Source organism: Hymenobacter algoricola (assembly GCF_039539525.1).
In the GTDB taxonomy this organism is placed as follows: domain Bacteria; phylum Bacteroidota; class Bacteroidia; order Cytophagales; family Hymenobacteraceae; genus Hymenobacter; species Hymenobacter algoricola.
In genome coordinates this window covers 13564-34986 of record NZ_BAABDH010000098.1, presented here as the reverse complement: position 1 = coordinate 34986, position 21423 = coordinate 13564, and the positions used below count along the sequence as shown (strand labels likewise).

Sequence of the window (21423 nt, the reverse complement as noted above, 5' to 3'; positions counted from 1 at the left end):
CCGAAGTTGTGCGGGCGCTGCCGTGGAGTATTTGTCCCATAAGTGTGTACGAAATTCCAGCCCGGAAAATACACCTTCTCTCCCTGGGACTATACACCTAGCCAACGAGCTTCAGCAGCCATTTTTTTACCAGCGGCTGCCGGGCCACCCGAAAGCCGGCGTTTACCACCCAGGGTTTGTCGGCAAAAAACCGCATCAGCCGGTAGCTGCGGGTGAGCTTGCGCCCGATATTCTCCTCCACCTCCCGGTCGTACTGCTGCACGAAGGCGGCGCCGAACTCCTGCTTGGCAAAGCAGCGCTGCACCTGCGCCGCGGCCAGAATTCCGCTTTCGATAGCCGTGTCGATACCGTGGCCCTGCAGCGGGTCGATGAGCGAAGCGGCGTCGCCGCAGAGCAGGAAGCGCGGGCCGCTGATGGGGCGGGGCGTGCCGCCCAGGGGCAGGCCAAAGCCCACCACCGGCGTGAGCTGCTCGGCCCGGGCGAAGCGCGGGGCCAGCTCGGGGTGCCGGCCCAGCAGCTCCAGCATCGTGTCGCGCAGGTTGACCTGCCCGGCCGCAATCTGGTCCGACACCATCCCGAAGCCCACGTTGCAGGTGCCGTCGCCGACGGGAAAAATCCAGAGGTAGCCGGCCAGGTATTCCTTCAGAAAGAAGAACTCGGTGGTTTGCTCGTCGGTGCCCTGGATGCCGCGGTAGTAGGCCCGCACGGCGGCGCAGTTGTAGTTGCGGTCGACGGGCCGGGGCAGCAGCTTGCGGGCCGCTACCGAATTGGCGCCGTCGCAGCCGATAACCAGGGCGGCGGTGAGCGGGGCGCTGCCGTCGGCGGGCAGCACGGTAGCGTGGTGGGCATCGGTGTGCACGTCGCGCACGGCGTAGTTTTCCAGAATGACGGTGCTCGTGTGGCGGCGCACCAGGTTTAGCAGGTGGTGGTCGAAGTGCTGGCGGGGGCTGCTGAAAGTGGGCAGCTGCCACTGCACCCGGGCCTCGCCGCCGTCGGGGGCCACCAGACGGCTGGTCTGGGTGTCGGCCCGGGGCTGCAGGGCGCGCAGCTCCTCGTAAAACGTTTCCGAAAGCTTGCGCAGGGCCTTCAGCGCCGGCCCGGGAATGGCGTCGCCGCAGACCTTATCCCGCGGAAACCGAGCCTTGTCGAGCAGCGCTACGCGCAGGCCGCTGTGGCGCAGGGCCAGGGCGCAGGCTGCTCCGGCCGGGCCGGCGCCAATCAGGATTACGTCGTAGGACAGCGGGGCGGAGTGGGGCACGGGACGGGATAAAACGGGCAGCGGTCAAAGGTAACGGCTCCGGCCGGCTTTGGCACCGCTGCCGGGGCAGGGCTGGCAATAGCATCTATATACCATATTCTTTATTTCGGCCGTTACCACGGCTCCCGGCCTGATCTGGGCCCTGATCCTACGGCGTTTCTATGAAGATCGTACTGCTGGCCCTTGCGCTGGCCGGCCTTATCGGGGCCTGCACCGCCCAGTCGAATCCTACTCCATTCCGCGACCAGCAGCAGCAGTTTCCGCGGGTGCGGGCCGCTTACAGGCGCACTTGGCCAGGCCTGCGCCTGCTGCTGCTCCGCCACCACATCGACCCCAGCCGGCTGGAGGTATTTGTGCGGGTGTTCAAAGTGGGGCGCAAGGTGGAAGTGTGGGGGCGCAACCAGGGCGCGGCCGGGTTTGAGCTGCTGCGCACCTACCCCATTGCGGCCTGCTCGGGCAGCCTGGGTCCCAAGCGGCAGGAAGGCGACCGGCAGGTGCCGGAGGGCTTCTACACCATCAACCGCTTCAACCCCAGCAGCCTCTACCACCTCTCGCTGGGCCTGGACTACCCCAACGCCGCCGACCGGACCCTGGGCAACCCGAAGCCGGGCGGCGACATTTTCATCCACGGCTCCGACGTCACCATCGGCTGCGTGCCCATCACCGACGCGCTGATTGAGGAGCTGTACGTGCTGCTGGTGGAAGCCCGCGCGGCCGGGCAGCAGGAAATTCCGGTGCATATTTTCCCCTTTGAGCTGAATCAGGCAATGCTGGCCCGCTACCGGCAGCACCGCCACTACTCCTTCTGGCAGAGCCTGCAGGCCGGCTACGCCTACTTTGAGCAGCACCGCTGCCCGGCGCCGGCCGCCGCGCCGGCCAACGGCGCGTACGCCATGCCGTAGACGGAGCTTATTTTGGCCGTATGAACTCCTCCCCTGCTCCCTTGCTGCGTGAATCGGCCGTGCTGGTACCCGTGTTCCGCGACGCGGCCGGGGAGCTGCGGGTAGTGCTGGTGCGCCGCGGCGAGCGGGGCGTGCACGGCGGGCAGCTGGCGTTTCCGGGCGGCAAGCGCGACCCCGACGACGAAACCCTGCTGGCCACGGCCCTGCGCGAAACCCGGGAGGAAGTAGGCCTGGGCGCGGCCAGCATCCGGGTGCTGGCCGCGCTGCCCGAAATCCAGACCTTCACCACCGGCTTCCGCATTACCCCGTTTCTGGCCCGCATCAGCCCGCCGCCGAGGTGGCAGTTTCAGGCGGGAGAAATTGCCGAGGTGCTCGAAGTAAGTCTGCGCCATCTGGCTGATCCGGCCACCTACGGGCAGGAAGACTGGCAGCTGGCGGGCTGGACGCAGCCCGCGCCGATATCGTTTCTGCGGGTAGGGCCGCACCAGCTCTGGGGCGCCAGCTACCGGATTCTGCGGCCCCTGCTGCCACGGCTGCTGGCCGGCGAGTGGGAAGTTTAGCGGGCAGAAAAAGCGGCTATTCATTGCCCAGCCCGCTTTTAGAGTCGTCCTTGCAGGCAGTACGCCGACTTCCCCCTAGTTCTGCTTCATGACTGCGCCCCCTATCATTACCCGCAAGCCGCTTTATTACTTTATCGTCCTCACCCTGCTGCTGCTGGCTGGGGAGCTGACTATTACGCGCCTCGCACGCTTTACTACCACGCCGGGCCTGCCTTTTGCCGTAACGGTGGACCTGGTGGTGGGGCTGCCGGTGTTGTACTACCTGTTCATCGTGCGGCGCTACAAGGTGGGTTGGACCACAGTGGCAGGCGTTTTTGGGCTGGCGCTGGTGGTCGCCGCCGGGATTTTGCCCCCGGCGCAACAGCTGTACCTGGGCTGGTTCCGCAAGGCGCTGCTGCTGGCCGAGCCGGCGCTGTTGGTAGTGCTGGTGGTGCGTCTGCGCCGCCTGGTGCACCACTACCGCCTGGCCGCCGCCATCGAGACGGATTTTCTGCTGAATCTGGCCGCCAGCTTCCGGGCAGTTTTTGGTCATCCCCTGCCTTTTTTGGTCAGTGAGGCCGCTATGGTGCGCTACGGCCTGCTGGGGTGGCTCAAGCCGGCGGCGGCGGCAGCGCAGCCGGCTTTCTCGATGCACCGCGAATCGGCTTTCACCGCCATCATGGGCACACTGCTGCTGGTTTCGGTGGCCGAGATGGGCGGCGTGCACCTGCTGGTGATGCGCTGGAGTCCGGTGGTGGCCTACTGGCTGCTGGGCCTGAGCGTGTATGGTACGGGGTTTTTACTGGGGCACCTGCAGGCGGTGCGGCAACGGCCGCTGCTGCTCACCGCAACCACGCTGCGCATCCGTGTCGGGTTGGTCTGGAACTTCGACCTGCCCCTGGCCGCCCTGGCCGCCGCCGAGCCCTGGCGCGATGCGGAGCCGCTACCCGAAGGGGTGCTGAATCTGGCCCAGCAGCTCATCACGCCGCCCAACGTGCTGCTCAGCTGCCACCACGCCATAACGGCACTGGGCCCTTACGGCCTGCGCAAAACTACCCGGCAGCTGGCCCTGTACGTGGATAAGCCGGCCGAATTCATGCAGGCGCTGAATCTGCCCCGGGCTATCTGATTGGCCGGCGCCCCAGGCTTCTCCCGCATCATTCTGGCACGAAATTGCGTTTGGCTGCTTCTACCGGTGGTAGATTGCCACTTCCTCACCGGCTTACTGCTGTTATGAAAAGACTTTCCTTCTTCGCCGCCCTGCTCCTGACCTGCGCCCTGCGCCCCGATTCGGCCCGGGCCCAGGCTGAGCAGTCCATCTGGTACTTCGGCCAGCAGGCCGGTCTGCGCTTCACGGGCACGGCCGCCCCCACACCCCTGCTCGACGGCAAGCTGACCACCTACGAAGGCTCGGCCGTAGCCACCAACCAGCAGGGCCAGCTGCTGTTCTATACCAACGGCGAAGTGGTGTACAACCGCAAGCACGAGGTGATGCTGAACGGCAAAAGCCTGATGGGCAGCAAGTCCAGCTCCCAGAGCGCCCTGATTGTGCCCGACCCGGGCAGCGGCAACGTGTTCTACGTCTTCACCACCGCGCCCCAGGGCACCAGCAACGGCATGCGCTACTCCGTGGTCGACATGACCCGCGAGGACGGCTTCGGCGACGTACCCCGGGCCAATATGCTGCTCATCACGCCCGTGGCCGAGAAGCTGGCTGCCGTGAAGCACAAAAACGGCCGCGACGTCTGGGTTATCGGCCACCGCTGGAACTCCAACGCCTTCGTGGCCTACCTCGTCACGGCCGAGGGCGTGGAAACCAAGCCGATTCTGAGCAACGTGGGCAGCATGAACGCCGGCCCCGGCCGCAACGCCATCGGCGCCATCAAGTTTTCCGCCGACGGCAAAAAGCTGGCTACCTCCATCTGGCGCGAAAGCAACAAGTTTGAGGTCTTCGACTTCGACGCGGCCACCGGCAAGGTCAGCAACCCGAAGTCGTTTGGCACCTACGAGGAAGCCTACGGCGTGGAATTCTCACCCGACGGCACCAAAGTGTACGGCACCTGCAATGGCAAAGGCGGCGGGCAGGCCGAAATCTGGCAGTTTGACCTGACCCCGAAAAAGCCCACGGCCGTCAGGATCGGCACTTCCGCCAACCGCAAAATCGGCGCCCTGCAGCTCGGCAACGACGGCCGCATCTACGTGGCCCGCGAGGATAACCCGTTTCTGGGCGTGATTCAGAACCCGAACGCCGCGGGCCTGGCCTGCAAGTACGCAGACGACGGCCTCAAGCTCGGCGGCCGCCGCAGCAAGCTGGGCCTCCCGATTTTTGTGCGGTAGGTCAGCCAACAGCACCACCAACGTGTCATCCTGAGCGCAGCGAAGAACCTGCCTCCTAAGCGCTGCAAAGCTCCTTGCAAAGCAAAAAGTCCTTTTCCACGCCAGGGAGAAGGACTTTTTGTATTTCACAAAGCTGCTGAGCTAAAGCAGGCAGGTCCTTCGCGCTGCTCAGGATGACAGTAATTTTTAGTCGGGCAGCCTCGGAGGCAAGAGCCGACGAGGCTGCGCCACCCGGAATCGTCAGGTTCCCCTCTCCCTTCGGAGAGGGGCCGGGGGTGAGGCCTACTCTACCTTGCCAAACTTAAACCGCAGGAAGCCCGCGGCCATCGACAGGTAGGGATTCTCGGACGAGAGCAGGCCGGCCACGTCGCGGGTGCTGATGCCGGCCTCGTAGATGCCGGTGGTGAGCGTGAGGCCCAGCGGCACGCTCACGTTGTAGCCCGCCCCGGCCGATACGCCGCTGCTCAGCCGCAGCCAGCGCACGGGCTTGTAATCGACGCCCAGGCCCACGAACGGCGCGGAAATATTGCCCGCTACCGTGTTCAGGGGCAGCGTCACGTCGAGGCCAGTTTCGAAATACTCGCTGACGCGCAGGCCGGCGCCGGCGCGCAGCTTGGTGGGCAGCGCGGCCTTGCGGGTGGCGCTGGGCTGGTACTGAAACAGGCTGTCGGAGCCGGCGGAGAAGATTTCGGCCGCTTCCTCGAAGAAGTTGTAGCTGTCGATGCCGCTGGAGCGCAGGCGCTTGAGCTTCTGGTCGTTGGCCGTCACCAGGTTGCCTTCCCAGCTCATGTTGCCAAGGTCCGTCACGGCTAGCCCCAGGCGCAGCTTTTTGCCCGCTTCCAGGGCCAGGCCCAGGTCGAAGCCGTGGCCCTCGCCCACCGGCTGCAGGCCGCTGGCTTTTTCGCGCAGGTTAAACGAGGGGTTGTTGACCAGGGCGCCGTAGTTGATATTGAACAGCGGCGACATGGACCCGTACGCTTCCACCTTGCCATCGGCCACGCGCGTATCCACGATGCCCACGCCCTGAATGTAGCGGTAGCCGACCCCACCCGACAGCTGCACCAGGGGCAGGTCGAGCAGGCGGGTGCCCAGGGCCACGTTGAACTCGTTGAGCCAGGCCATCTGTATCTCGGTGCCGTCGAGCGCCTCCGACACCAGCGGTGAGGTCTGGATGCTGTAGTTCTGAAAAATAGGCGCGTCTTTGCCCAGGAAGGCAATTTCGGCCGCGTTTTTATTCAGGGCCACGTGGCTGGAAATGCGCTGCCGGTTGCTGATGGCGATGCTGCCCAGGCCCGGCACGGCCACCGCCAGTCCGAAGGTGGTGGCGTCCACGTTCACGTTCAGGGCATTGTCGGAGGTGAACGTGCGGGCCAGCTCCTGCTTGTCGGCGAGGCTGAGCTTTTCGTCGGCCTGGTAGACAATCTTGTTGAGCTGGGTGCGCGTAAGGGCCTGCGACCCGATGCCGGCCCCAAACTCGCCGATGGTAAAAGCGAATCGGGCCCCGCCCACCCGGCCCAGGTTGCCGGGGTTGATGCCAATGGCCTGATAGTCGGTGGCGAAGGTGGTGGCCACGCCGCCGCGGCCGGTGGCGGTGAAGTTGCTGAGTTCATTCTGCGCCCAGCCCAGCGTAGGCACGGCAAGGCAGGCAGCGAGCAGGGAACGTTTCAAAACGGAAGACATGAGCAGGTAGCAGTAGAACCGAACGGCGGGGCTGAAAACAAGACAGTTTTTCAAATGTACTATTATGAGGTAGTTTGCGCGTTCAATAATCCTTAGGCAGGCAAAATTTCCTGCTCCGCTCCGACTTTACCCGATGGCCCGCCGCTTTTCCGCTTCCCAGTACACCGACGGCATCCTCAGCGGCAACCGGGTGCGCCTGAGCCAGGCCATTACGCTGGTCGAAAGCACGCTGCCCGCCGACCAGGCCCTGGCCCAGCAGGTGCTCGACGCGGTGCTGCCCCACGCGGGCCGCTCGGTGCGGGTGGGCATCACGGGCGTGCCGGGCGTGGGCAAAAGCACCTTTATTGAAGCCCTGGGCATGCATCTGGTGAATGAGCAGGCCCACAAGCTGGCCGTGCTGGCCGTCGACCCCAGCTCCCAGCGCAGCGGCGGCAGCATTCTGGGCGACAAAACCCGCATGAACCTGCTGGCGGCCCACCCCGGGGCCTACATCCGCCCTTCCCCCGCCGGCCGCAGCCTGGGCGGCGTCACGCGCAGCACCCGCGAGGCCATGCTGCTGTGCGAGGCCGCCGGCTTCGACGTCATCTTTGTGGAAACCGTGGGCGTGGGTCAGAGCGAAACCGCCGTGCACGGCATGGTCGACTTTTTCCTGCTGCTGATGCTGGCCGGGGCTGGCGACGAGCTGCAGGGCATCAAGAAGGGCATCATGGAAATGGCCGACGCGGTGACCATCACCAAGGCCGACGGCGGCAACGAAACCGCGGCCCGCCTGGCCCGCCGCGAGTACCAGAACGCCCTGCACCTGTTCCCACTGGCTCCCAGCGGCTGGAGTCCGCAGGTGACGGTCAGCTCGGCCGTGACGGGCGCGGGCGTGGCCGAGGTGTGGCAGGTGGTGGAGCAGTACCGCCAGCAAACCCAGGCCAGCGGCTACTTCGGGCAGCGCCGCCAGGAGCAGAACCTGCACTGGCTCCACGAAACCATCCGGCAGGCGCTGGAAGAGCGGTTTTATGCCCGCCCCGAAGTAGCGCGCCAGCTGGCCGCGGTGCAGGCGCAGGTCCGGGCCGGCGCCAAGTCGGCCTTCGGGGCGGCCGAGGAATTGCTGGGGCTGTAAGACCTCCGGCCCTCTTTCAGCCCGGCTGGCTCGGCTCCAGCAGGTCCCACTTGTTGCCGTACAGATCCCGGAACACAACCACGGAGCCGTAGCTTTCGTGACGGGGCTCCTCCACAAACTCGACACCCCGGGCCCGCAGGCGGGCGTAGTCGTGAGCAAAGTCGTCGGTGTGCAGAAACAGCCAGACGCGGCCTCCGCCTTGGCTGCCGACGGCGGCTTCCTGTTCGGGCGTGTCGGCCCGGGCTAGCACCAGCCGGGTCGCGGCGGCGGGTGCGGGTGCAATAACTACCCAGCGTCGGCCGCCGCCCTGGTCGGTGTCTTCGAGCAGGATGAAGCCGAGCTTGCCAATATAGTACGTCAGGGCTTCGTCGTAATCGCGCACGAGCAGGCTGAGGGCGCCCAGGTGAGTCAGCATACAGTCAGGGTTAGCGTCGGGCCAGCTTTTCGGCGTAGCGGCTCTTGGTCAGAAAGGCCGCATAGTCGGTGATGGTGAGAATGTCGTGGACGGCCCGCTGCTGGTCGGCCATCTCCTCGCAGTAGGCTTTGCAGATCTGGTAGCCCAGGAAGTAGCCCAGGTCGGCGGGCTTGTCGGCAACTTACGGGCAAGTCATTTACTAGGCGCGGCAGAAGCTACCCCCGGTGCGGACGCAGCGTCAGGTAATCGAGGTAGTACAGGATTTTGATGCTCACATTGTTGTTGTGCGGCGTGTTGATGGTGTTGTTCAGGTTCTCGAAGTAGAGCGGGGTGGCTTCGTTGGCCTGCAGGAAATTGGTGCCGGCGTTTTTCCAGACGATGCTGACCTGTGAGCCGGGCGCAAACCACCACGAGTACACCGCATCTATGTTAAAGGCGTTGTAGGTATTGTCGCGGTTGCGGCGGTAGGCCACGGGCTCCTCGGTGCCGCCGGGCCGCAGCATGGCAAAGTCCTGGTAGCGCACGGTGCTGGTGTAGTGGCGCGTGCGCACGGTGAGCGACATGCGGTTGGTAAACGTGTAGGCCGCCGATAGCACATTGCTCACCGTGACCACCTGCCGCCGGCCCAGCAGCACATTATCACCCAGCTGCCCAATGAGGGCTGTATCGAGCGGCTCCCGGCTGTTCAGGCCGCCGTTGACGAAGCCAATCTGATTTTGGCGCAGGCTCCAGTCGGCGGAGTAGCGGAAGTTGAGCTTGTTGTTGACGCGGTAGCGGGGCGAGACGGAAAAGTTGTAGTTCATGCGGCGCGGCCGTTCCGGCAGGCGCGTATCGAGGGCGTAGGGCCGAATAACACCGTTCAGATCCAGCGCCAGCTTTTTACGGTAGTCAGTGGAGATGTAGCCGCCCAGGTAGGAGCTGCCCGGTGTCAGCACATAGTACTTGCCCAGCGGCTGTTTGCGGGGCTCAAAATAGTCGCGGTTGCGCGGGTCAACGTTGATATTGAGGCCCGTGCTTAGGAAGTTCTTGGTGAAGGTGGTGTTGAAGCCGCCGTAGAAATTCACGCTCTGGAAAGCGGTGGGCTGGTAGAGCAGGTTGTGGTTCAGGCCAAAAAAGCTGTTGAACCGGTTCACCTTCCAGAAAGGCTTGAAGATGTTGTAGTTGCCATAAAGTCCCTGCGAAATGGAGTTGTTGCTGAACAGGATACCCAGGTCGTTGGGGTCGTAGGTATCGGACTCGATGCCGTGCGACGCGCCGTAGGTGAAGTTGCCGCTGATTTTGCTCACGTCCAGGCTGTACTTGTAGCCGTCGCGGTTATCGATCCGGACCGTATCGGAGCCAAACGTGTTGCCGCGGCGGCGGGAGTAGTTGGCCTGGCCGCTGAGGGCGTAGCGGTTTTTCTTGTCGGCGAAGCGAAACAGGCCGCCCGTCACGTTGGCATCGTAGGTGCGGCCGGCCCGCGTCACGTTGGTATTGATGAGCGAGACGTAGGAGTTGTTCTTCAGGCTCTGGTCCAGCACCACGATGCTGTAGTTGCTGAACGGCTGGGTGAGCACCTCCCGCTCGGCTCCCGATTCCGTATCGCGCACGGTGGCGTACACGTTGTTGCTGAGGGCATTGAACACCCCCACCCCCAGCCCCTTGCTGGTGCGGCCCGATACTTTGGTGGCGTTCAGCAGGCGGGTTTCGCCAGGGTTGCGCACCAGCTTCTCCTTGTCGCCCACGGCCACATCGTAGAACCCGATGGGCGTGGCCCCTACCCGGCGGGAGTAAAACAGGTTGCCTTTGGTGAACAGCTCGGTGCCCTCGGTGAAAAACTGCCGGTTTTCGTTGAACTGCACCTCAAACGGCGAGAGGTTGAGCACCTGGTTGTCGCTCTGCACCTGCCCGAAGTCGGGCACCAGCGTGGCATCCAGCGTGAAGCTCTCGTTGAGGCCCCACTTCACGTCGGCCCCACCATTGAAGCTGGTGGTGCGGCGCGTGCCGTCGGCACTGAGCGGATTATGATTGACGTAGCTGGAAATGTAGGGCGTGAGCGACAGGCGCAGCGGGGGCTGCACGTCGCGCACGCCGTTGAGCGTGCCCCACTGGTTCACGAAACCATCGACCTGGGGCTGCACCTCATTCCAGAAGAAGGCCTGGTTTTCCTTTTTGCGCTGGCGCATAAAGTTCAGGCCCCAGAGCTGCTCGGGCTGGCTGCTGAAGCGAATGGCCGAGTACGGAATCCGGATTTCGGCAATCCAGTCGGTGCCCCGAATGGCCGTGCGCGAGTCCCAGACGGCGTTCCAGTTGAAATCTTCGCCGCTGGCGGGCGAGTAGCGGGCATCCATCTGCACGCCGCCGGTGGTCACGAAGAACCCGTAGCCGTTGAGCTTATCCTGATAGGTATCGAAAAAGACCCCGATAAAGTCAGTGTTGCCGAACTCGTCGCGCGGGGTCAGCTCGCGCAAAATGGAGTCCGGCGATACGTCGTGCATCACGGCCCCGATGTAGAGGTTGGCATCATCGTAGAGGATGCGCACTTCGGTAGGGTGCTTTTCGTGCGGGCCGGGATTGGGCCGGTTCTGGATAAAATCGGTAGCAATAGCGGCCTGCTGCCACACGGCCTCGTCGAGCTGGGCATCGAGCTTGATGGGCTCGGTGATGCGCAGGGCCGAGAGCTGGCGCTTGGGCGCGGCGCTGGCGGTCGTCGCCGGTGGGGCCGGGGGCGGCGCGTCCTGGGCGCGGGCCAGGGTGGCAAACAGTCCAAGCAGACAGGTAAATAGGACTCGTAGGCGCATATTCTAGTAGAAAGACCGGGTGAGGGAGGTAGCTAAACAGATGGCGCAAACCCGCCAAGGGTTGCTCAAAATGGCCGGATTGGGCAAAAAAAGGGCGACCTGCTCCGCGCAAGCCGCCTTTTTCACCCCTCCCGACTACTCCGAAACGGAGATGTTGAGGTTGAAATTCTTGTCGTCGGCATGGTTCAGCAGCTCCCGGTATTTTTTCGCCACTTCCTCCGGTTGCTTCTGCCCATTCACGCTCATGCCCGCCTGGTTCAGTTGCAGCTGATAGGCTCTGTCGTCCTTTCCAATGAGGCCGTCTTTGCGCAGCTGGTCGCCGATAAGGTTGGAGTCAGCTGCGGGTTCGCGCGGGGGCATCGGCGGGGCCGGCACGCGCAGCACCTGGGGAGTCCGGGGTGCCCGCGGAGGCCGCGGAGCCTGCGGGGCGCGGGGCAGCTGCGGCGGCCGGGGGGGCGTAGGCCCCGTGGTCGTCGTCGAGTTGGTATTGCGGGTGATGCCGTAGGTACTGCTGGCCGTCAGCTTGCGGCCGCTCTGCTCTTCCACCAGCTTCAGGTATTTGTCGCGCACGGCGGCCGGCTGCTTTTTGCCGTTCACTACCATGTCTTTGGAGTTGAGGCTGAACTGGTAGTTGTCGGCGTCGGCCAGCAGGCCGTCGGCGCGCAGCTGGCGCACCACCTGCTCGTCGCCGCGGCGGCGCACTTCGTCGCGCTGCCGGCGTTCCTCATCCCGCTGCCGCCGCTCCTCGTCGCGCTGGCGGTATTCCTCGTCGCGCTGCCGCCGCTCTTCATCGCGCTGGCGGTCCTCGTCGTCCAGCTCGCGGCGGGCTTCCTCCCGCTGCTGCCGCTGCTCCCGCAGCTCGTCGCGGCGCTCCTGCAGGCGGTCGAGCTCTTCCTGCAGCTTTTCGCGCGCCTGCTCATCCTTTTCGGTCCGCATAGCTTCCCGAATCGAGCGTTCCGCATCTTGCAGCGCCTGCTGCCGAATTTTCTCCGGGTCGATTATCTGCACATTCCGGCCGCTGCGGACCTCCACCCGGCTGCCATTGCGCGACACGTAGGTTTTGGCGGCCCCGCGGGCACTGCCCCGGGCTTCGTCCATCGTCAGATCCAGGTCGAGGTTGAACTTGGGCAAGGCCATCCGGAATGCCTCCCGGTCCTTGAACGTCATCCCGTAGTTGCCCGAGCCATCGTTGAAGCTGAAGGCAAAGTCCTCGTTGCTGTCGGTGTGGCGGCTGCGGCGGCTGTCGGCGCGGCGGGCCGCCGGCAGCCGGATGATTTCGGTGCTGCCCCCCTTCGCCTTCTTGTTTTCTTCCTGCAGGTCGATGCGGCGGCCATCCACGATGATTTCGGTGGCCCGGCCTTTCTTGTCGCGCTTCACAATCACGGTACCATCACTGCCGCGGCCGTAGCGCCCGGGGCCGTCCTGCTCATCGTTGCGCACGATTACTACGTGCTGGTTGCCGTCCCGGTCCTTGTACTTGCGCTTCTTCTTGTCCTTGTCCTTGTCGTCGCCTTGCGCTACGCTCCGCGGAGCCCCGGCCGCCGGCAGGGGCGGCAGCGTGTCCTGGTGCATGGCTTCGAGGCTGTGCAGCCAGAGCGTGTTGTCGGCGGCCGTTACCAGGCCGGCCAGTTCGGCCTGGGCCTGGTCGGCCCAGGGCCGCGGGCTGGCCATCGATACGGCGGCGGTAAGGCCCAGCAGCACGAGGCCGCCCATCACGACCAGCGCGGCCATTACGCCTTCGGAAAACGTGGGCGCGGCCCGCCGCTGCACCAGCCGCTTGATGCGGCCCAGCAGAGAGCCATCGGTGCCGACGGCCGACAACGCCAGCCGGGGCACGGGCGTCACGTCGTGGCCCATTTCCGCCAGGGCGGCCAAAGCGCGGGCCAGCGTGAGCGGGTCGCCGCAGATGGCGGTGGCTTCGTCGTCGCAGCAGTTTTCGCGTTCCGTACGCAGGCTGGCAGTAATAAACCAGGCGGCCGGGTGGTAGAAAAACAGGATTTCCGCTACCGACTGCAGGATGTTCATCAGGTAGTCGCGGCGGGCAATGTGGGCCAGCTCATGGGCCAGAATGGCTTCCAGCTGCAGCTGGGTGAGGCCCAGCACCGTGCCCAGGGGCAGCAGAATCACCGGCTTCAGGTGGCCGGCCACCAGGGGCGCCTTTACCAGCGCCGATTCCAGCAGCGTGACGGTGCGCTTGAGCCCGGCCTTGGCAGCCAGCACTTCCAGCCGCTCGTTCCAGTGCGCGCTCAGCGGCTGCACCCGGTAGTGCCGCAGCCGCTGCACGTAGGCCAGCCCGCCCAGCAGGCGCAGCGTCATGGCCAGCAGCCCGAGCAGCCACGCGGCCACAATCAGCGGCAGGTTGTTATCAAAGTACTGCAGCCACGACGGCCCGCTGCCGGTTACCACGGCTTCGGTAGCCGCCGCCGAGCTTTGCAGAAAATCAGGAGAAACGCCGGCCGAAGCCGCGGGCAGCGGGGCGGCGGCTACCACGGCCGGGTTGGCCAGGGCGATGGAGTAATGGCGCACAAACGTCACCAGGGCCAGCCCGACCATGGTAGCCAGGGCCACGCAGGCCACGTTGTAGCGGACCTGCGCCGAGTGGCGCCGCAGCACCAGCAGCAGCCCGACCAAAGCCAGCCCCACCACCGCACCCTGCCAGAGCGAGTGCACCAGAGTCCAACCCAGAGCCCGCACCAGCGCGGGGGATAGTGCGTTTTCAAGCCAGTTCATCGGGAGTCGTTTTATCGGTTTCGCCTTTCTGATTTTCCATGTCGTTGAGCAGCGTGCGGATCTGCTGCAGCTCCTCCTTCGAGGTGCGCCGGTTGCCCAGGGCCTGCAGTACCAGCTTCATGGCCGAGCCCCCGAAGGCGGCATCCACGAACCGGTCGAGCAGCAGACCCTGGGTTTCTTCTTCGCGCACGGCGGCGCGGTACACGTGGGTACGGCTGTCGTCGTCGCGCAGCACCAGGCCCTTGTCGAGCATGAGCTGCAGCAGCTTCAGGGTGGTGGTGTAGCCGACGTCGCGCTTACGGCTCAGCTCATCGTTGACCAGCCGGACGGTAGCCGGGCCCTGCTGCCAGAGAACCTGCAGTATTTCCAGCTCTGATTCGGTGGGTTTGGGCAATGGGGACTTACTCATATTGTGCCTGCTTAGTGGTACGATACTTTTCGTAGATCAAACATATACGAAATCTGTCGTACATCCAAATATTACCTACGAATATTTTCGTATAAATACTCCTACAGCAAAAAACCAGTCTTAGCCGACTGGTTTTCAAGAGACATACACTTTTCCTTATGGTTGCACTCCGCGCTTGCGCGTCAGCGTTACCCGGGCCCGGCGGCAGATGCCGCCCAGCGGCGGGTTGAACTTCGACACCCGCACCTTCACCGAGTGCACGTGCGGAAACTCGCCCAGCACCCGGTCCAGCACCCGGTGTCCCACGTGCTCCAGCAGCCGGGCCGGGGCGCGCATCTCCTCCGCCACCACCCGGTACAGCACCTCGTAGTTCACCGTTTCCTGCAGCTTGTCCGAGGTGCCCGCCGCGTGCAGGTCAGTGCTGATATAGAGGTCAACCCCGTACTTGTTCCCGATTTTCTGCTCCTCGTCGTAGTAGCCGTGAAACGCGAAAAACTCCATTCCTTCCAGTGCGATCTGACCCATAGTTGTGGTGGTGTGCTGATGTTTTGGGGTGATGCCAGGCCGGCCGCAGTACCAGCAGCCAGCAGCCGGATAAAAGAAAACCCGCCCGGTCAGGCAGGTTTTCTTCTTGGCTATAACAGCCGGACCACCAAACTGGCCGCCGGACGCTCCGGCTAGATTTCGTCGAAGAAGGACTTTTCCGCCGGCACCGATGCCGCGGCCATGCCGGGGTGCGTGGCGGGCGACGGCGGCGCAATTTCGGGGTGGCTGGGGCCGACGGGCTGGATATCGGGGCGCGCGGGCTCCACGTAGGGCTCTACCGGGTTGGGCACCGTGGCGGGGCCGGGCTGGTAGATACGCCCCGGGTCCGATATACCGGGGTTTTCGTTGGGTGCCGGATTGGGCCGGATATCGGGGCCGGGCGTCTGGGCCGGGGCCCCGCGGTCGGGCTCCTGCCCGGGCTGGGGCTCCGGGTGCGGGTCGGGCTGCTGACCGGGCTTGGGGTTGTAGCTGCCGGGCTGCGGGCCAATGGGCTGGCGCGGCTGGTCGGCCGCAGTCCCGCCGGGGGCGGCAGCCGAAGCGCCGGCTACGGCCGCGGCGGAGGAAGTGGAAGCAGTGCTTACGAACATGGCAGAATCGGTTTCGGGTGAAGGATCAGGTCGAGTCACCTTTACGCTGGCGGCCCGCGAAAGGATGGCGGCCACCGAGGCTTTCGGCCGGGCCTTCACTTTTTCCACTTTGTCCAGCGAGTCGGCAGCCAGGCGCTGCAGGTCGCGCACCAGGCCTTCGAGCTGATTTTCGAGGCCCTGGCACTGCTGGCCCAGCCCGTTCACCTCGGTCTGCATTTCGGCAATGGTTTTTTCGGCCTGCTTGTAGGCGTCATCCACCACCGTGCGGGCTTTCTGGCGGGCGTCCGACAAAATCTGCTCGGCCTTGAGCTGGGCCTCGCGGATGCGCAGCTCCGACTCGCGCTGGGCCTGCTCGGTGATGCTGTTGCCGGTATCTTCGGCCGTTTTGAGCGTACGGTAAAGGCTGGTTTCCACCTCGCGCATCTTGCTCACCTCCTGGGTGGCGTGGTCGAGCTTGAGGCGTAGCTCCCGGCTTTCGTCGCCCATACGCTCCCACTGCTGCGAGAGGGTAATCAGAAAGGCTTCAACTTCTTCTTTGTTGAGCCCCCGAAAGGCTTTCTCAAAGGTTTTCTGACGGATATCGAGGGCAGTAATTTTCATTTTAAGAAGCTAGAAGTCAGAAGCCAGGGCGTGGCAGCAGAAGCGACAAGAAGTGGGATGTAGGAACGGAAACCCCAAATGCTTGGCGTCTTTCCATCCATATGCTAACACGTAGCTTCTATTTCCTAAACTTCTCCTGCCAAAACCAGCTCCCATACCGCAAGGCTGCGGTCGTCGCTACACGAAACTACCCGATTATGCCGGCCCGACCAAAATAACTTGTTTACCGAGGTGCCGTGCCCGGCGCTCCGGGCCTTGTCGGCCACGCGCAGCAGGCGCAGGCTTTCGGCATCCCAGAGCTTGATGGATTTGTCCATGCTGCAGGTCGCCAGAAACTGCCCGTCGGGCGAGTACGCCAGGTGGTTGATGGCAAACAGGTGCGCGACAATGCTTTGGTGCTCCCGGTAGCCGGTAGCCACGTCCCACACCCGCAGGTGGGCGTCGCGGCCGGCCGTGAGCAGCCAGCGGCCGTCGGGCGAGTAGGCGGCGGTGAAAACGGAGTTGGTGGAGCCCGCCACGGTATATTTCAGGGCCAGCGAATCGGCGTCGAGCACCCGGATCAGCGCGTCGCTGCCGCCGATGGCCAGCTCGTTGCGGTCGGGGTGCAGCGCCAGGCAGCGCAGGCTTTTTTCGGCCAGGCGCAGCAGCTTTTCCACCCGGAAGCTCTCGTCGTGCAGTACGGCCAGCATGCCGTCGCCGAGGGCCACGTACACGCGGTGGTGGGCCGGGGAATGCAGAATGTCGAAGATGGCCGCGGGCGGCAGCGCCGCGGCGTGGAGCAGCTGCTTTTCGGCCAGCGCAATAACCTGCAGGCCCTGAAAATTATGGCCAATCAGCAGCAGGTCCCGCGCCGGCAGGTAGCGCAGGGCATACACCGAGTTTTCAACCCGCGCCACCAATTCTCCGTCCTGCTCGGGCCTGTCCGTGTTCCAGGCCACCACGAAGCCATCGGCGCCGGCCGAGAAAACCGTGGGGGCGGCGGGGTGGCCGGTCAGGGCGTACACGCAGTCCCGGTGGCCGGTAAGGGTGGCCAGTTTATGAATCTGCGGGCGGTGAAGCGGAGGCATGGCAGGCGGTGATTGAGGCCGAAAGGTAAGCCCGGATCCGCAGCTCACCCGAGTTCCGGCCCGATCTGCTTGCTTTGTGCTTTCCTCGTGCCCGGATTTTCCGCCCGCCCATGCCCCTGCACACCATCACGCCCCTTGCCCCCGATGCGCTGCTGGGACTCTGGCACCTCACCGACCTGCCGCCCGATTTGCTGGCGCTACTGCCCCAGGCCGCGCTTTATGCCCCGCTGCAGCCCGCCGGCCGCGACGAGACCCGCGCGCGGCAGTGGCTGGCCGGCCGGGCCCTGGCCCACGCGCTGCTGGCCGAGCTGACGGCTACGCCGGCGCTGCTGCGCAACGACCCGAACGGCCGGCCGTTCTTCGAGCAGCTGCCCGAATACGCCGTGTCCTTGTCGCACTCGGGCGAGTGGGTGGCGGGGGTGGTGGCCGCGCGCGGCCGGGCTGGCACAGATATTGAACTAGTGCGGGCCAAAGCTCAAAAGTTGGCTCCCAGGTTTTTATCGGAAACCGAGCGGGCCGACGCCGGCGACGACACTGCGAAAAACAGTCTCTATTGGAGTGCCAAGGAGACGCTCTACAAGCTGCACAGTCGCCGGGGCCTGGTGTTCAAGGAGCAAATTCAGCTCAACCCGTTTGGGCTGCGGAAGGCAGGTGTGTTGACGGGACACTTGCTCACAGAAAACTTCCGCAGCCAACACCAGATCCAGTACCAGCTTCTGGGCCCGAATTACGTACTTACGCACTGTTTCGAGCCCGATGCTCCCTCCCTTTCCCACTGACTTTCCCCCGCGCATGACCTTTCGCCGCATCTCGATTATCGCCGCTGCCGTTCTGCTTTTTGGTGCCCTGGCCGTTACGACGGCCCGCGCCCAGAGCACCGTCGGCGACTTCACGCTGAAGACGGCGGCCAACGCGGACGTGTCGCTGAGCAGCTACGCCAAGAGCAAGGCCGTGGTCGTGGTGTTTGTGAACCCGACCTGCGCGTTTTCGAAGCTCTACCAGAATCGTCTGAACGAGCTTAAAAGCCGCTACGGCAGCCGGGGCGTGGAATTCCTGTTTATCAATGCCCCCATCAACCTGGAAGCCAGCGCCGAAACCGACGTGGAGAAGCTGAAGGTCAAGACCACCGGCACGGAGCTGGCTTACCTCACCGACGAAGACCACAAGGCCAGCACGCTGCTCGGGGCCACCAAAACCCCGGAAGCCTTCCTGCTGGTGCCCGCCGGCAACGGTTTCGTTGTCCGCTACAAAGGCGCCATCGACGACAACGCCCAGGTGGAAAGCTACGTGAAGGAGCAGTACCTGGCCCTGGCCCTGGACAACATCCTGGCCGGCAAGCCCGCCGGCGTAACCGATAAGCGGGCCGCCGGGTGTCTGATCAAGAAATTCTAGCTGGCCTTGCCCGGGGCTGTCAGTGCGAGGCGTAAGCCATTCCGCGCATCAAACGGCGTCAATCCGTCCCGGACAAGAAGCAGCCTGCTGTTGACGCAGAAAGCCCTGACGCCTTCCAACGTCAGGGCTTTCTGTTGCAAAGGAGCTTAGCCCATTTCACAGGCCGGACTGCTTCGGCTCTGCTTTATACGCAGCATGCTCGTAATGACAGGCCCCGGCTACTCGTCGCCGGCGCCGTCGTTTTCCTGGGGCGGGGCGTCGGTGGGGTTTACGTCGTCGGTGAGGATGGCCAGCAGCTTGCCGACTTCGGCGGACTTGCCGGGCTCCTGCATTTTCTCGAAGCTCATCATCAGGTTGCGCAGGGCGCGGCGCACGATGTCGAGGTGGGTGCAGGGCTCGTAGAAAATATCGTTCTGCGACAGGTTCAGCTGGCCCACGTAGTGCTCAATGTCGGTGCGCGACAAGATCAGGCCGCGGTTGTAGCAGTTGATGTAAAACGGCAGCACGGCCAGGTCGTCGGGCTGAAAGGTGAGCACGAAGAGGTTGGGCAGGTTCACGCCGAAGATGGGCAGATTCAGCCGCTGGGCCACCAGCAGGTAAATCACGCACAGCGTGAGCGGGTTGCCGCGCCGGGTTTCGAGCACCAGGTGCAGCATGGAGTTGGCCGGCGAGTGAAAGTTCTGGGTGTTGGCCGAAAACTTATGGGTGCGAAACAGCACGTAGTTCAGGGCCTGCACCTGGTCGGCGGGGTGCATGTCGGGGCGCAGCAGGGTCCAGACCTCGAAGCGCAGCTGCTCAATGGCCCGGCTCAGGGCCTGCAGGTCGGCGTCGGGGTACTGATAGGAATTGAGCAGCCACATGCCTTCGAGCAGGTTCTCGCCACCCGAGTCGCGCCACACGCGCAGGCGCTGCTGCAGCCCTTCAAACTGCAGGTTGTGAATCAGGTCTTCGAGGCGCTGCTGCTGCTGCGGGTCGAGGCTTTCCTCCCACGACTCTTCCAGAAACGGAATGATACTCTCGCCCAACGACTCAATCTTGCCCTGAATCTGGGGCGCAATTTCCGGGTCGTCGAGCAGGGAAATAAGGGCTTTGATTTCTTTATTCGTCATTCACTTGGGTGTCCAATTCTGCATTCCATTCTTACCCGGCACTTCTCCCCTGCTGGCCTACCGGTAGGGCATCAGCCCCTATTCATTTAGCTTATCAATCAGTTCCTGAAGTTCCTCTACTTGTTCTCTGGCCTGCATTTCAAGTTCGGCAAACATCCCCGCATACACGTTTAAAAGCTGCGCCGCCTGTGGCACATTGTCGGCGTGCATCATTCCGTGCGGCCCCAGCATGTCGCTTACATCCGACACGGCCTTGTGGATGCTGTCCGAGAGCCTGCCGACCACAATTGACAGCACCTGCTCTTCATTACAGATGTTCCCGAGGGCTTGCTGAACGCGTTCCGCCCTGGCGGCGGAATGCAGCCCAAAAAGCGCCAGAAAGCTATTTGAAAAGCGCGGCGCGGCTTCCCGCTTCAGTCTTTCGGTGTGCGCAACTATTTTTCCGCAGCTTCCTTTCAAACTCCGGATCAAAGACTCTATTTCCGTTCTGTCGTCTTTGTACTTTATGAAATACTCATTGAATCGGGTTGGTTCACTGGCAATTGCCCCAGGCGTGGTATTAAAGCGAAAATGCGTCATTACCGCCGAAGCGGTGGCAATGGCATTGCACGTCTTGCGTAACTCCACGCACATGCCCGAAACGTCCTTCTTGATGTCCGGGTACGTCTTTTCGAAGTATCCCAGGCCCTCCTGCACCACGGCATACACCTCTTTCAAGTTTTTGATGCTTTCAGCAACAAGCTTAATCCCATCAGCAACCTCCTTCACAACTGTCATGGCCGTAGGTGTTAGGTTTAAGGGTGAGCATCCAGCACCAGCGCAGGTGGCCTACTTATGCCGGCAGGCCGCCTGGGGTGGCCCGGCAAGTCTAAAATAAGTAATCCTGCGATTCTCGGCCGACTACAGGCAAAAGTAGCGCTGTTCTACCTGACTGCTGGCTTCTACCAAAACAAATTGCTCGTGGCCAGCTTCAGCACCTCGTCGTCGCAGCCGTTGATAAGGCATCTTAGCGCCTACAAGCCAAAGCCGGCTTGCCTGAACCCGATGGTCGGTGGCCTAGACAGCTCCAGCGGGTTTGCCACCGCCCACCGGGTTCAGTAGGCGAGTCGCCGGCGACGCCGTAGCGGTGCCGGACGTGGGCCCGTAGCAGGGTATCTACGAGCAGTCCAGCAATGGCGTTTTTAGTCATAGCTGCGGTGTTGAAAGTCCGGGAGGCTATACGGCCAGGTGGGGCAGGTAGGTATTGGAGCTGCCCGACTGTCGAGATGCGCCGTTGCGTGTCTTCCACGAGCGGGGGCCTGCCGCGAATTCGGCAGAGTTCGCAAACTAAAAACGAGGCTCTCGGCGAATGCAGCAGAGCCGGGAGCAACTCTCACCAGCCCTCCCGCATTCGCGGATGCCTCGGGAAATTAGAAACGCAGGCTCCCGCAATCGGGGGAAGGCGGGGCACCCGCAAATGCGGGAAGGCTGAAAGTACTTCAACCGGCTACTTCCTTGCGCAGGCACACGCTGTTTTCCACCCCGGCGTACTGCCCGTAGTTGGGGATGTGGGCGTAGCCGCTCTTCTCGTAGAGGCGGATGGCTTCGGGCTGCTTCCTGCCGGTTTCGAGCACGCAGGCCGCGTAGCCTTCCGCCGCCGCCCACCGCTCCAGCTCGGCCAGCACCAGCCCGGCAATGCCCTGCCCCCGCCGGGCTGCGGGCACATACATGCGCTTCACCTCCGCTTCCGTCGGGCTGTACTCCTTGAAGGCCCCGCAACCCACAGCCTCCCCGTCCTGGTAAGCCACCACCACGTGCCGGATAGCATCGACCTTATTGAACTGGGCATAGAAGCCGTGGTCGGCCCCGTCGCGCATGGCCAGGTCGTGGTCGAGCAAAGCCACCAGGGCGCGGAAGTCGGGGTTGTGGGAATCAGTGCGGGTCAGGGAAAGCATCACAGGCTGGATTTGGCCGCAGGATAG

The 21423-nt window shown here is 63.7% G+C and carries 19 protein-coding genes and 1 pseudogene; 7 read left to right on the top strand and 13 right to left on the bottom strand.

The window, feature by feature from the left end:
* Positions 1 to 97: 97 nt before the first annotated feature.
* Positions 98 to 1258 (bottom strand): NAD(P)/FAD-dependent oxidoreductase, encoded by a 1161-nt coding sequence (locus ABD842_RS15205; RefSeq protein WP_345115696.1) that lies wholly within the window; start codon positions 1256 to 1258, stop codon positions 98 to 100.
* 161 nt (positions 1259 to 1419) lie between these two features.
* On the opposite strand from ABD842_RS15205, the gene ABD842_RS15200 reads away from it, so the two are divergent.
* From ABD842_RS15200 to ABD842_RS15185, 4 genes are all read left to right on the top strand, one after another.
* Positions 1420 to 2160, top strand: coding sequence for a L,D-transpeptidase family protein (locus ABD842_RS15200; protein WP_345115694.1), 741 nt, complete (start codon positions 1420 to 1422; stop codon positions 2158 to 2160).
* A 20-nt stretch (positions 2161 to 2180) separates the two neighbouring features.
* Complete coding sequence (locus tag ABD842_RS15195) at positions 2181 to 2720, top strand: NUDIX hydrolase (protein WP_345115692.1); 540 nt, start codon at positions 2181 to 2183, stop codon at positions 2718 to 2720.
* 88 nt (positions 2721 to 2808) lie between these two features.
* On the top strand, positions 2809 to 3828 hold the full coding sequence (locus tag ABD842_RS15190; RefSeq protein ID WP_345115690.1) for a hypothetical protein: 1020 nt from the start codon (positions 2809 to 2811) through the stop codon (positions 3826 to 3828).
* Between the two features lie 104 nt (positions 3829 to 3932).
* The gene (locus ABD842_RS15185; protein WP_345115687.1) at positions 3933 to 5036 is read left to right on the top strand and encodes a TolB-like translocation protein; all 1104 of its coding nucleotides are present in this window, start codon (positions 3933 to 3935) and stop codon (positions 5034 to 5036) included.
* Positions 5037 to 5318: 282 nt separating this feature from the next.
* Here the strand turns inward: ABD842_RS15185 and ABD842_RS15180 are convergent, their stop codons facing one another.
* The gene (locus tag ABD842_RS15180) at positions 5319 to 6704 is read right to left on the bottom strand and encodes a DUF5723 family protein (RefSeq protein WP_345115684.1); all 1386 of its coding nucleotides are present in this window, start codon (positions 6702 to 6704) and stop codon (positions 5319 to 5321) included.
* Between the two features lie 145 nt (positions 6705 to 6849).
* Between ABD842_RS15180 and meaB the strand changes: the two genes are divergently transcribed.
* Complete coding sequence (gene meaB, locus ABD842_RS15175; RefSeq protein WP_345115682.1) at positions 6850 to 7827, top strand: methylmalonyl Co-A mutase-associated GTPase MeaB; 978 nt, start codon at positions 6850 to 6852, stop codon at positions 7825 to 7827.
* Between the two features lie 16 nt (positions 7828 to 7843).
* Here the strand turns inward: meaB and ABD842_RS15170 are convergent, their stop codons facing one another.
* From ABD842_RS15170 to ABD842_RS15140, 8 genes and pseudogenes are all read right to left on the bottom strand, one after another.
* Positions 7844 to 8242 carry a VOC family protein gene (locus tag ABD842_RS15170; RefSeq protein ID WP_345115679.1) on the bottom strand — a complete coding sequence of 133 codons (399 nt, stop codon included), beginning with the start codon at positions 8240 to 8242 and terminating at the stop codon, positions 7844 to 7846.
* A 10-nt stretch (positions 8243 to 8252) separates the two neighbouring features.
* A pseudogene (locus ABD842_RS21260) lies at positions 8253 to 8405 on the bottom strand (hypothetical protein); the annotation flags it as partial.
* A gap of 52 nt (positions 8406 to 8457) precedes the next feature.
* Positions 8458 to 11022: a DUF5916 domain-containing protein gene (locus tag ABD842_RS15165; protein ID WP_345115676.1), complete on the bottom strand. Its 2565-nt coding sequence runs from the start codon at positions 11020 to 11022 to the stop codon at positions 8458 to 8460.
* 135 nt (positions 11023 to 11157) lie between these two features.
* Complete coding sequence (locus tag ABD842_RS15160) at positions 11158 to 13752, bottom strand: M56 family metallopeptidase (RefSeq protein WP_345115673.1); 2595 nt, start codon at positions 13750 to 13752, stop codon at positions 11158 to 11160.
* A complete protein-coding gene (locus ABD842_RS15155) occupies positions 13739 to 14161 on the bottom strand; it encodes a BlaI/MecI/CopY family transcriptional regulator (RefSeq protein WP_345115671.1) in 423 nt (140 codons plus the stop codon). Before ABD842_RS15155 ends, ABD842_RS15160 begins: the two co-directional genes overlap by 14 nt.
* A 156-nt stretch (positions 14162 to 14317) precedes the next feature.
* The gene (gene folB, locus ABD842_RS15150; RefSeq protein WP_345115668.1) at positions 14318 to 14686 is read right to left on the bottom strand and encodes a dihydroneopterin aldolase; all 369 of its coding nucleotides are present in this window, start codon (positions 14684 to 14686) and stop codon (positions 14318 to 14320) included.
* A 152-nt stretch (positions 14687 to 14838) separates the two neighbouring features.
* On the bottom strand, positions 14839 to 15894 hold the full coding sequence (locus tag ABD842_RS15145; protein WP_345115666.1) for a DivIVA domain-containing protein: 1056 nt from the start codon (positions 15892 to 15894) through the stop codon (positions 14839 to 14841).
* A 125-nt stretch (positions 15895 to 16019) separates the two neighbouring features.
* Complete coding sequence (locus ABD842_RS15140) at positions 16020 to 16961, bottom strand: WD40 repeat domain-containing protein (RefSeq protein WP_345115663.1); 942 nt, start codon at positions 16959 to 16961, stop codon at positions 16020 to 16022.
* A 110-nt stretch (positions 16962 to 17071) separates the two neighbouring features.
* Here ABD842_RS15140 and ABD842_RS15135 point away from each other — a divergent pair, with 110 nt between their 5' ends.
* Positions 17072 to 17740, top strand: coding sequence for a 4'-phosphopantetheinyl transferase superfamily protein (locus tag ABD842_RS15135; RefSeq protein ID WP_345115660.1), 669 nt, complete (start codon positions 17072 to 17074; stop codon positions 17738 to 17740).
* A 13-nt stretch (positions 17741 to 17753) separates the two neighbouring features.
* Positions 17754 to 18353 carry a redoxin domain-containing protein gene (locus ABD842_RS15130; RefSeq protein WP_345115657.1) on the top strand — a complete coding sequence of 200 codons (600 nt, stop codon included), beginning with the start codon at positions 17754 to 17756 and terminating at the stop codon, positions 18351 to 18353.
* Between the two features lie 218 nt (positions 18354 to 18571).
* Here ABD842_RS15130 and ABD842_RS15125 read toward each other — a convergent pair whose 3' ends face one another.
* From ABD842_RS15125 to ABD842_RS15115, 3 genes are all read right to left on the bottom strand, one after another.
* The gene (locus tag ABD842_RS15125) at positions 18572 to 19462 is read right to left on the bottom strand and encodes a transglutaminase-like domain-containing protein (protein WP_345115654.1); all 891 of its coding nucleotides are present in this window, start codon (positions 19460 to 19462) and stop codon (positions 18572 to 18574) included.
* A gap of 78 nt (positions 19463 to 19540) precedes the next feature.
* A complete protein-coding gene (locus ABD842_RS15120; RefSeq protein WP_345115652.1) occupies positions 19541 to 20239 on the bottom strand; it encodes a hypothetical protein in 699 nt (232 codons plus the stop codon).
* Between the two features lie 701 nt (positions 20240 to 20940).
* Positions 20941 to 21396: a GNAT family N-acetyltransferase gene (locus ABD842_RS15115; RefSeq protein WP_345115649.1), complete on the bottom strand. Its 456-nt coding sequence runs from the start codon at positions 21394 to 21396 to the stop codon at positions 20941 to 20943.
* Positions 21397 to 21423 lie beyond the last annotated feature (27 nt).

Bases quoted from the DNA above. Each gene is read 5' to 3' on its own strand.
- ABD842_RS15170 (WP_345115679.1), bottom strand. From the start codon at position 8,242: ATGCTGACTCACCTGGGCGCCCTCAGCCTGCTCGTGCGCGATTACGAC.
- ABD842_RS15200 (WP_345115694.1), top strand. From the start codon at position 1,420: ATGAAGATCGTACTGCTGGCCCTTGCGCTGGCCGGCCTTATCGGGGCC.
- ABD842_RS15130 (WP_345115657.1), top strand. From the start codon at position 17,754: ATGACCTTTCGCCGCATCTCGATTATCGCCGCTGCCGTTCTGCTTTTT.
- ABD842_RS15160 (WP_345115673.1), bottom strand. From the start codon at position 13,752: ATGAACTGGCTTGAAAACGCACTATCCCCCGCGCTGGTGCGGGCTCTG.
- meaB (WP_345115682.1), top strand. From the start codon at position 6,850: ATGGCCCGCCGCTTTTCCGCTTCCCAGTACACCGACGGCATCCTCAGC.
- ABD842_RS15115 (WP_345115649.1), bottom strand. From the start codon at position 21,396: ATGCTTTCCCTGACCCGCACTGATTCCCACAACCCCGACTTCCGCGCC.
- ABD842_RS15120 (WP_345115652.1), bottom strand. From the start codon at position 20,239: ATGACAGTTGTGAAGGAGGTTGCTGATGGGATTAAGCTTGTTGCTGAA.
- ABD842_RS15145 (WP_345115666.1), bottom strand. From the start codon at position 15,894: ATGAAAATTACTGCCCTCGATATCCGTCAGAAAACCTTTGAGAAAGCC.
- ABD842_RS15140 (WP_345115663.1), bottom strand. From the start codon at position 16,961: ATGCCTCCGCTTCACCGCCCGCAGATTCATAAACTGGCCACCCTTACC.
- ABD842_RS15195 (WP_345115692.1), top strand. From the start codon at position 2,181: ATGAACTCCTCCCCTGCTCCCTTGCTGCGTGAATCGGCCGTGCTGGTA.
- ABD842_RS15185 (WP_345115687.1), top strand. From the start codon at position 3,933: ATGAAAAGACTTTCCTTCTTCGCCGCCCTGCTCCTGACCTGCGCCCTG.
- folB (WP_345115668.1), bottom strand. From the start codon at position 14,686: ATGGGTCAGATCGCACTGGAAGGAATGGAGTTTTTCGCGTTTCACGGC.
- ABD842_RS15135 (WP_345115660.1), top strand. From the start codon at position 17,072: ATGCCCCTGCACACCATCACGCCCCTTGCCCCCGATGCGCTGCTGGGA.
- ABD842_RS15125 (WP_345115654.1), bottom strand. From the start codon at position 19,462: ATGACGAATAAAGAAATCAAAGCCCTTATTTCCCTGCTCGACGACCCG.
- ABD842_RS15155 (WP_345115671.1), bottom strand. From the start codon at position 14,161: ATGAGTAAGTCCCCATTGCCCAAACCCACCGAATCAGAGCTGGAAATA.
- ABD842_RS15190 (WP_345115690.1), top strand. From the start codon at position 2,809: ATGACTGCGCCCCCTATCATTACCCGCAAGCCGCTTTATTACTTTATC.
- ABD842_RS15165 (WP_345115676.1), bottom strand. From the start codon at position 11,022: ATGCGCCTACGAGTCCTATTTACCTGTCTGCTTGGACTGTTTGCCACC.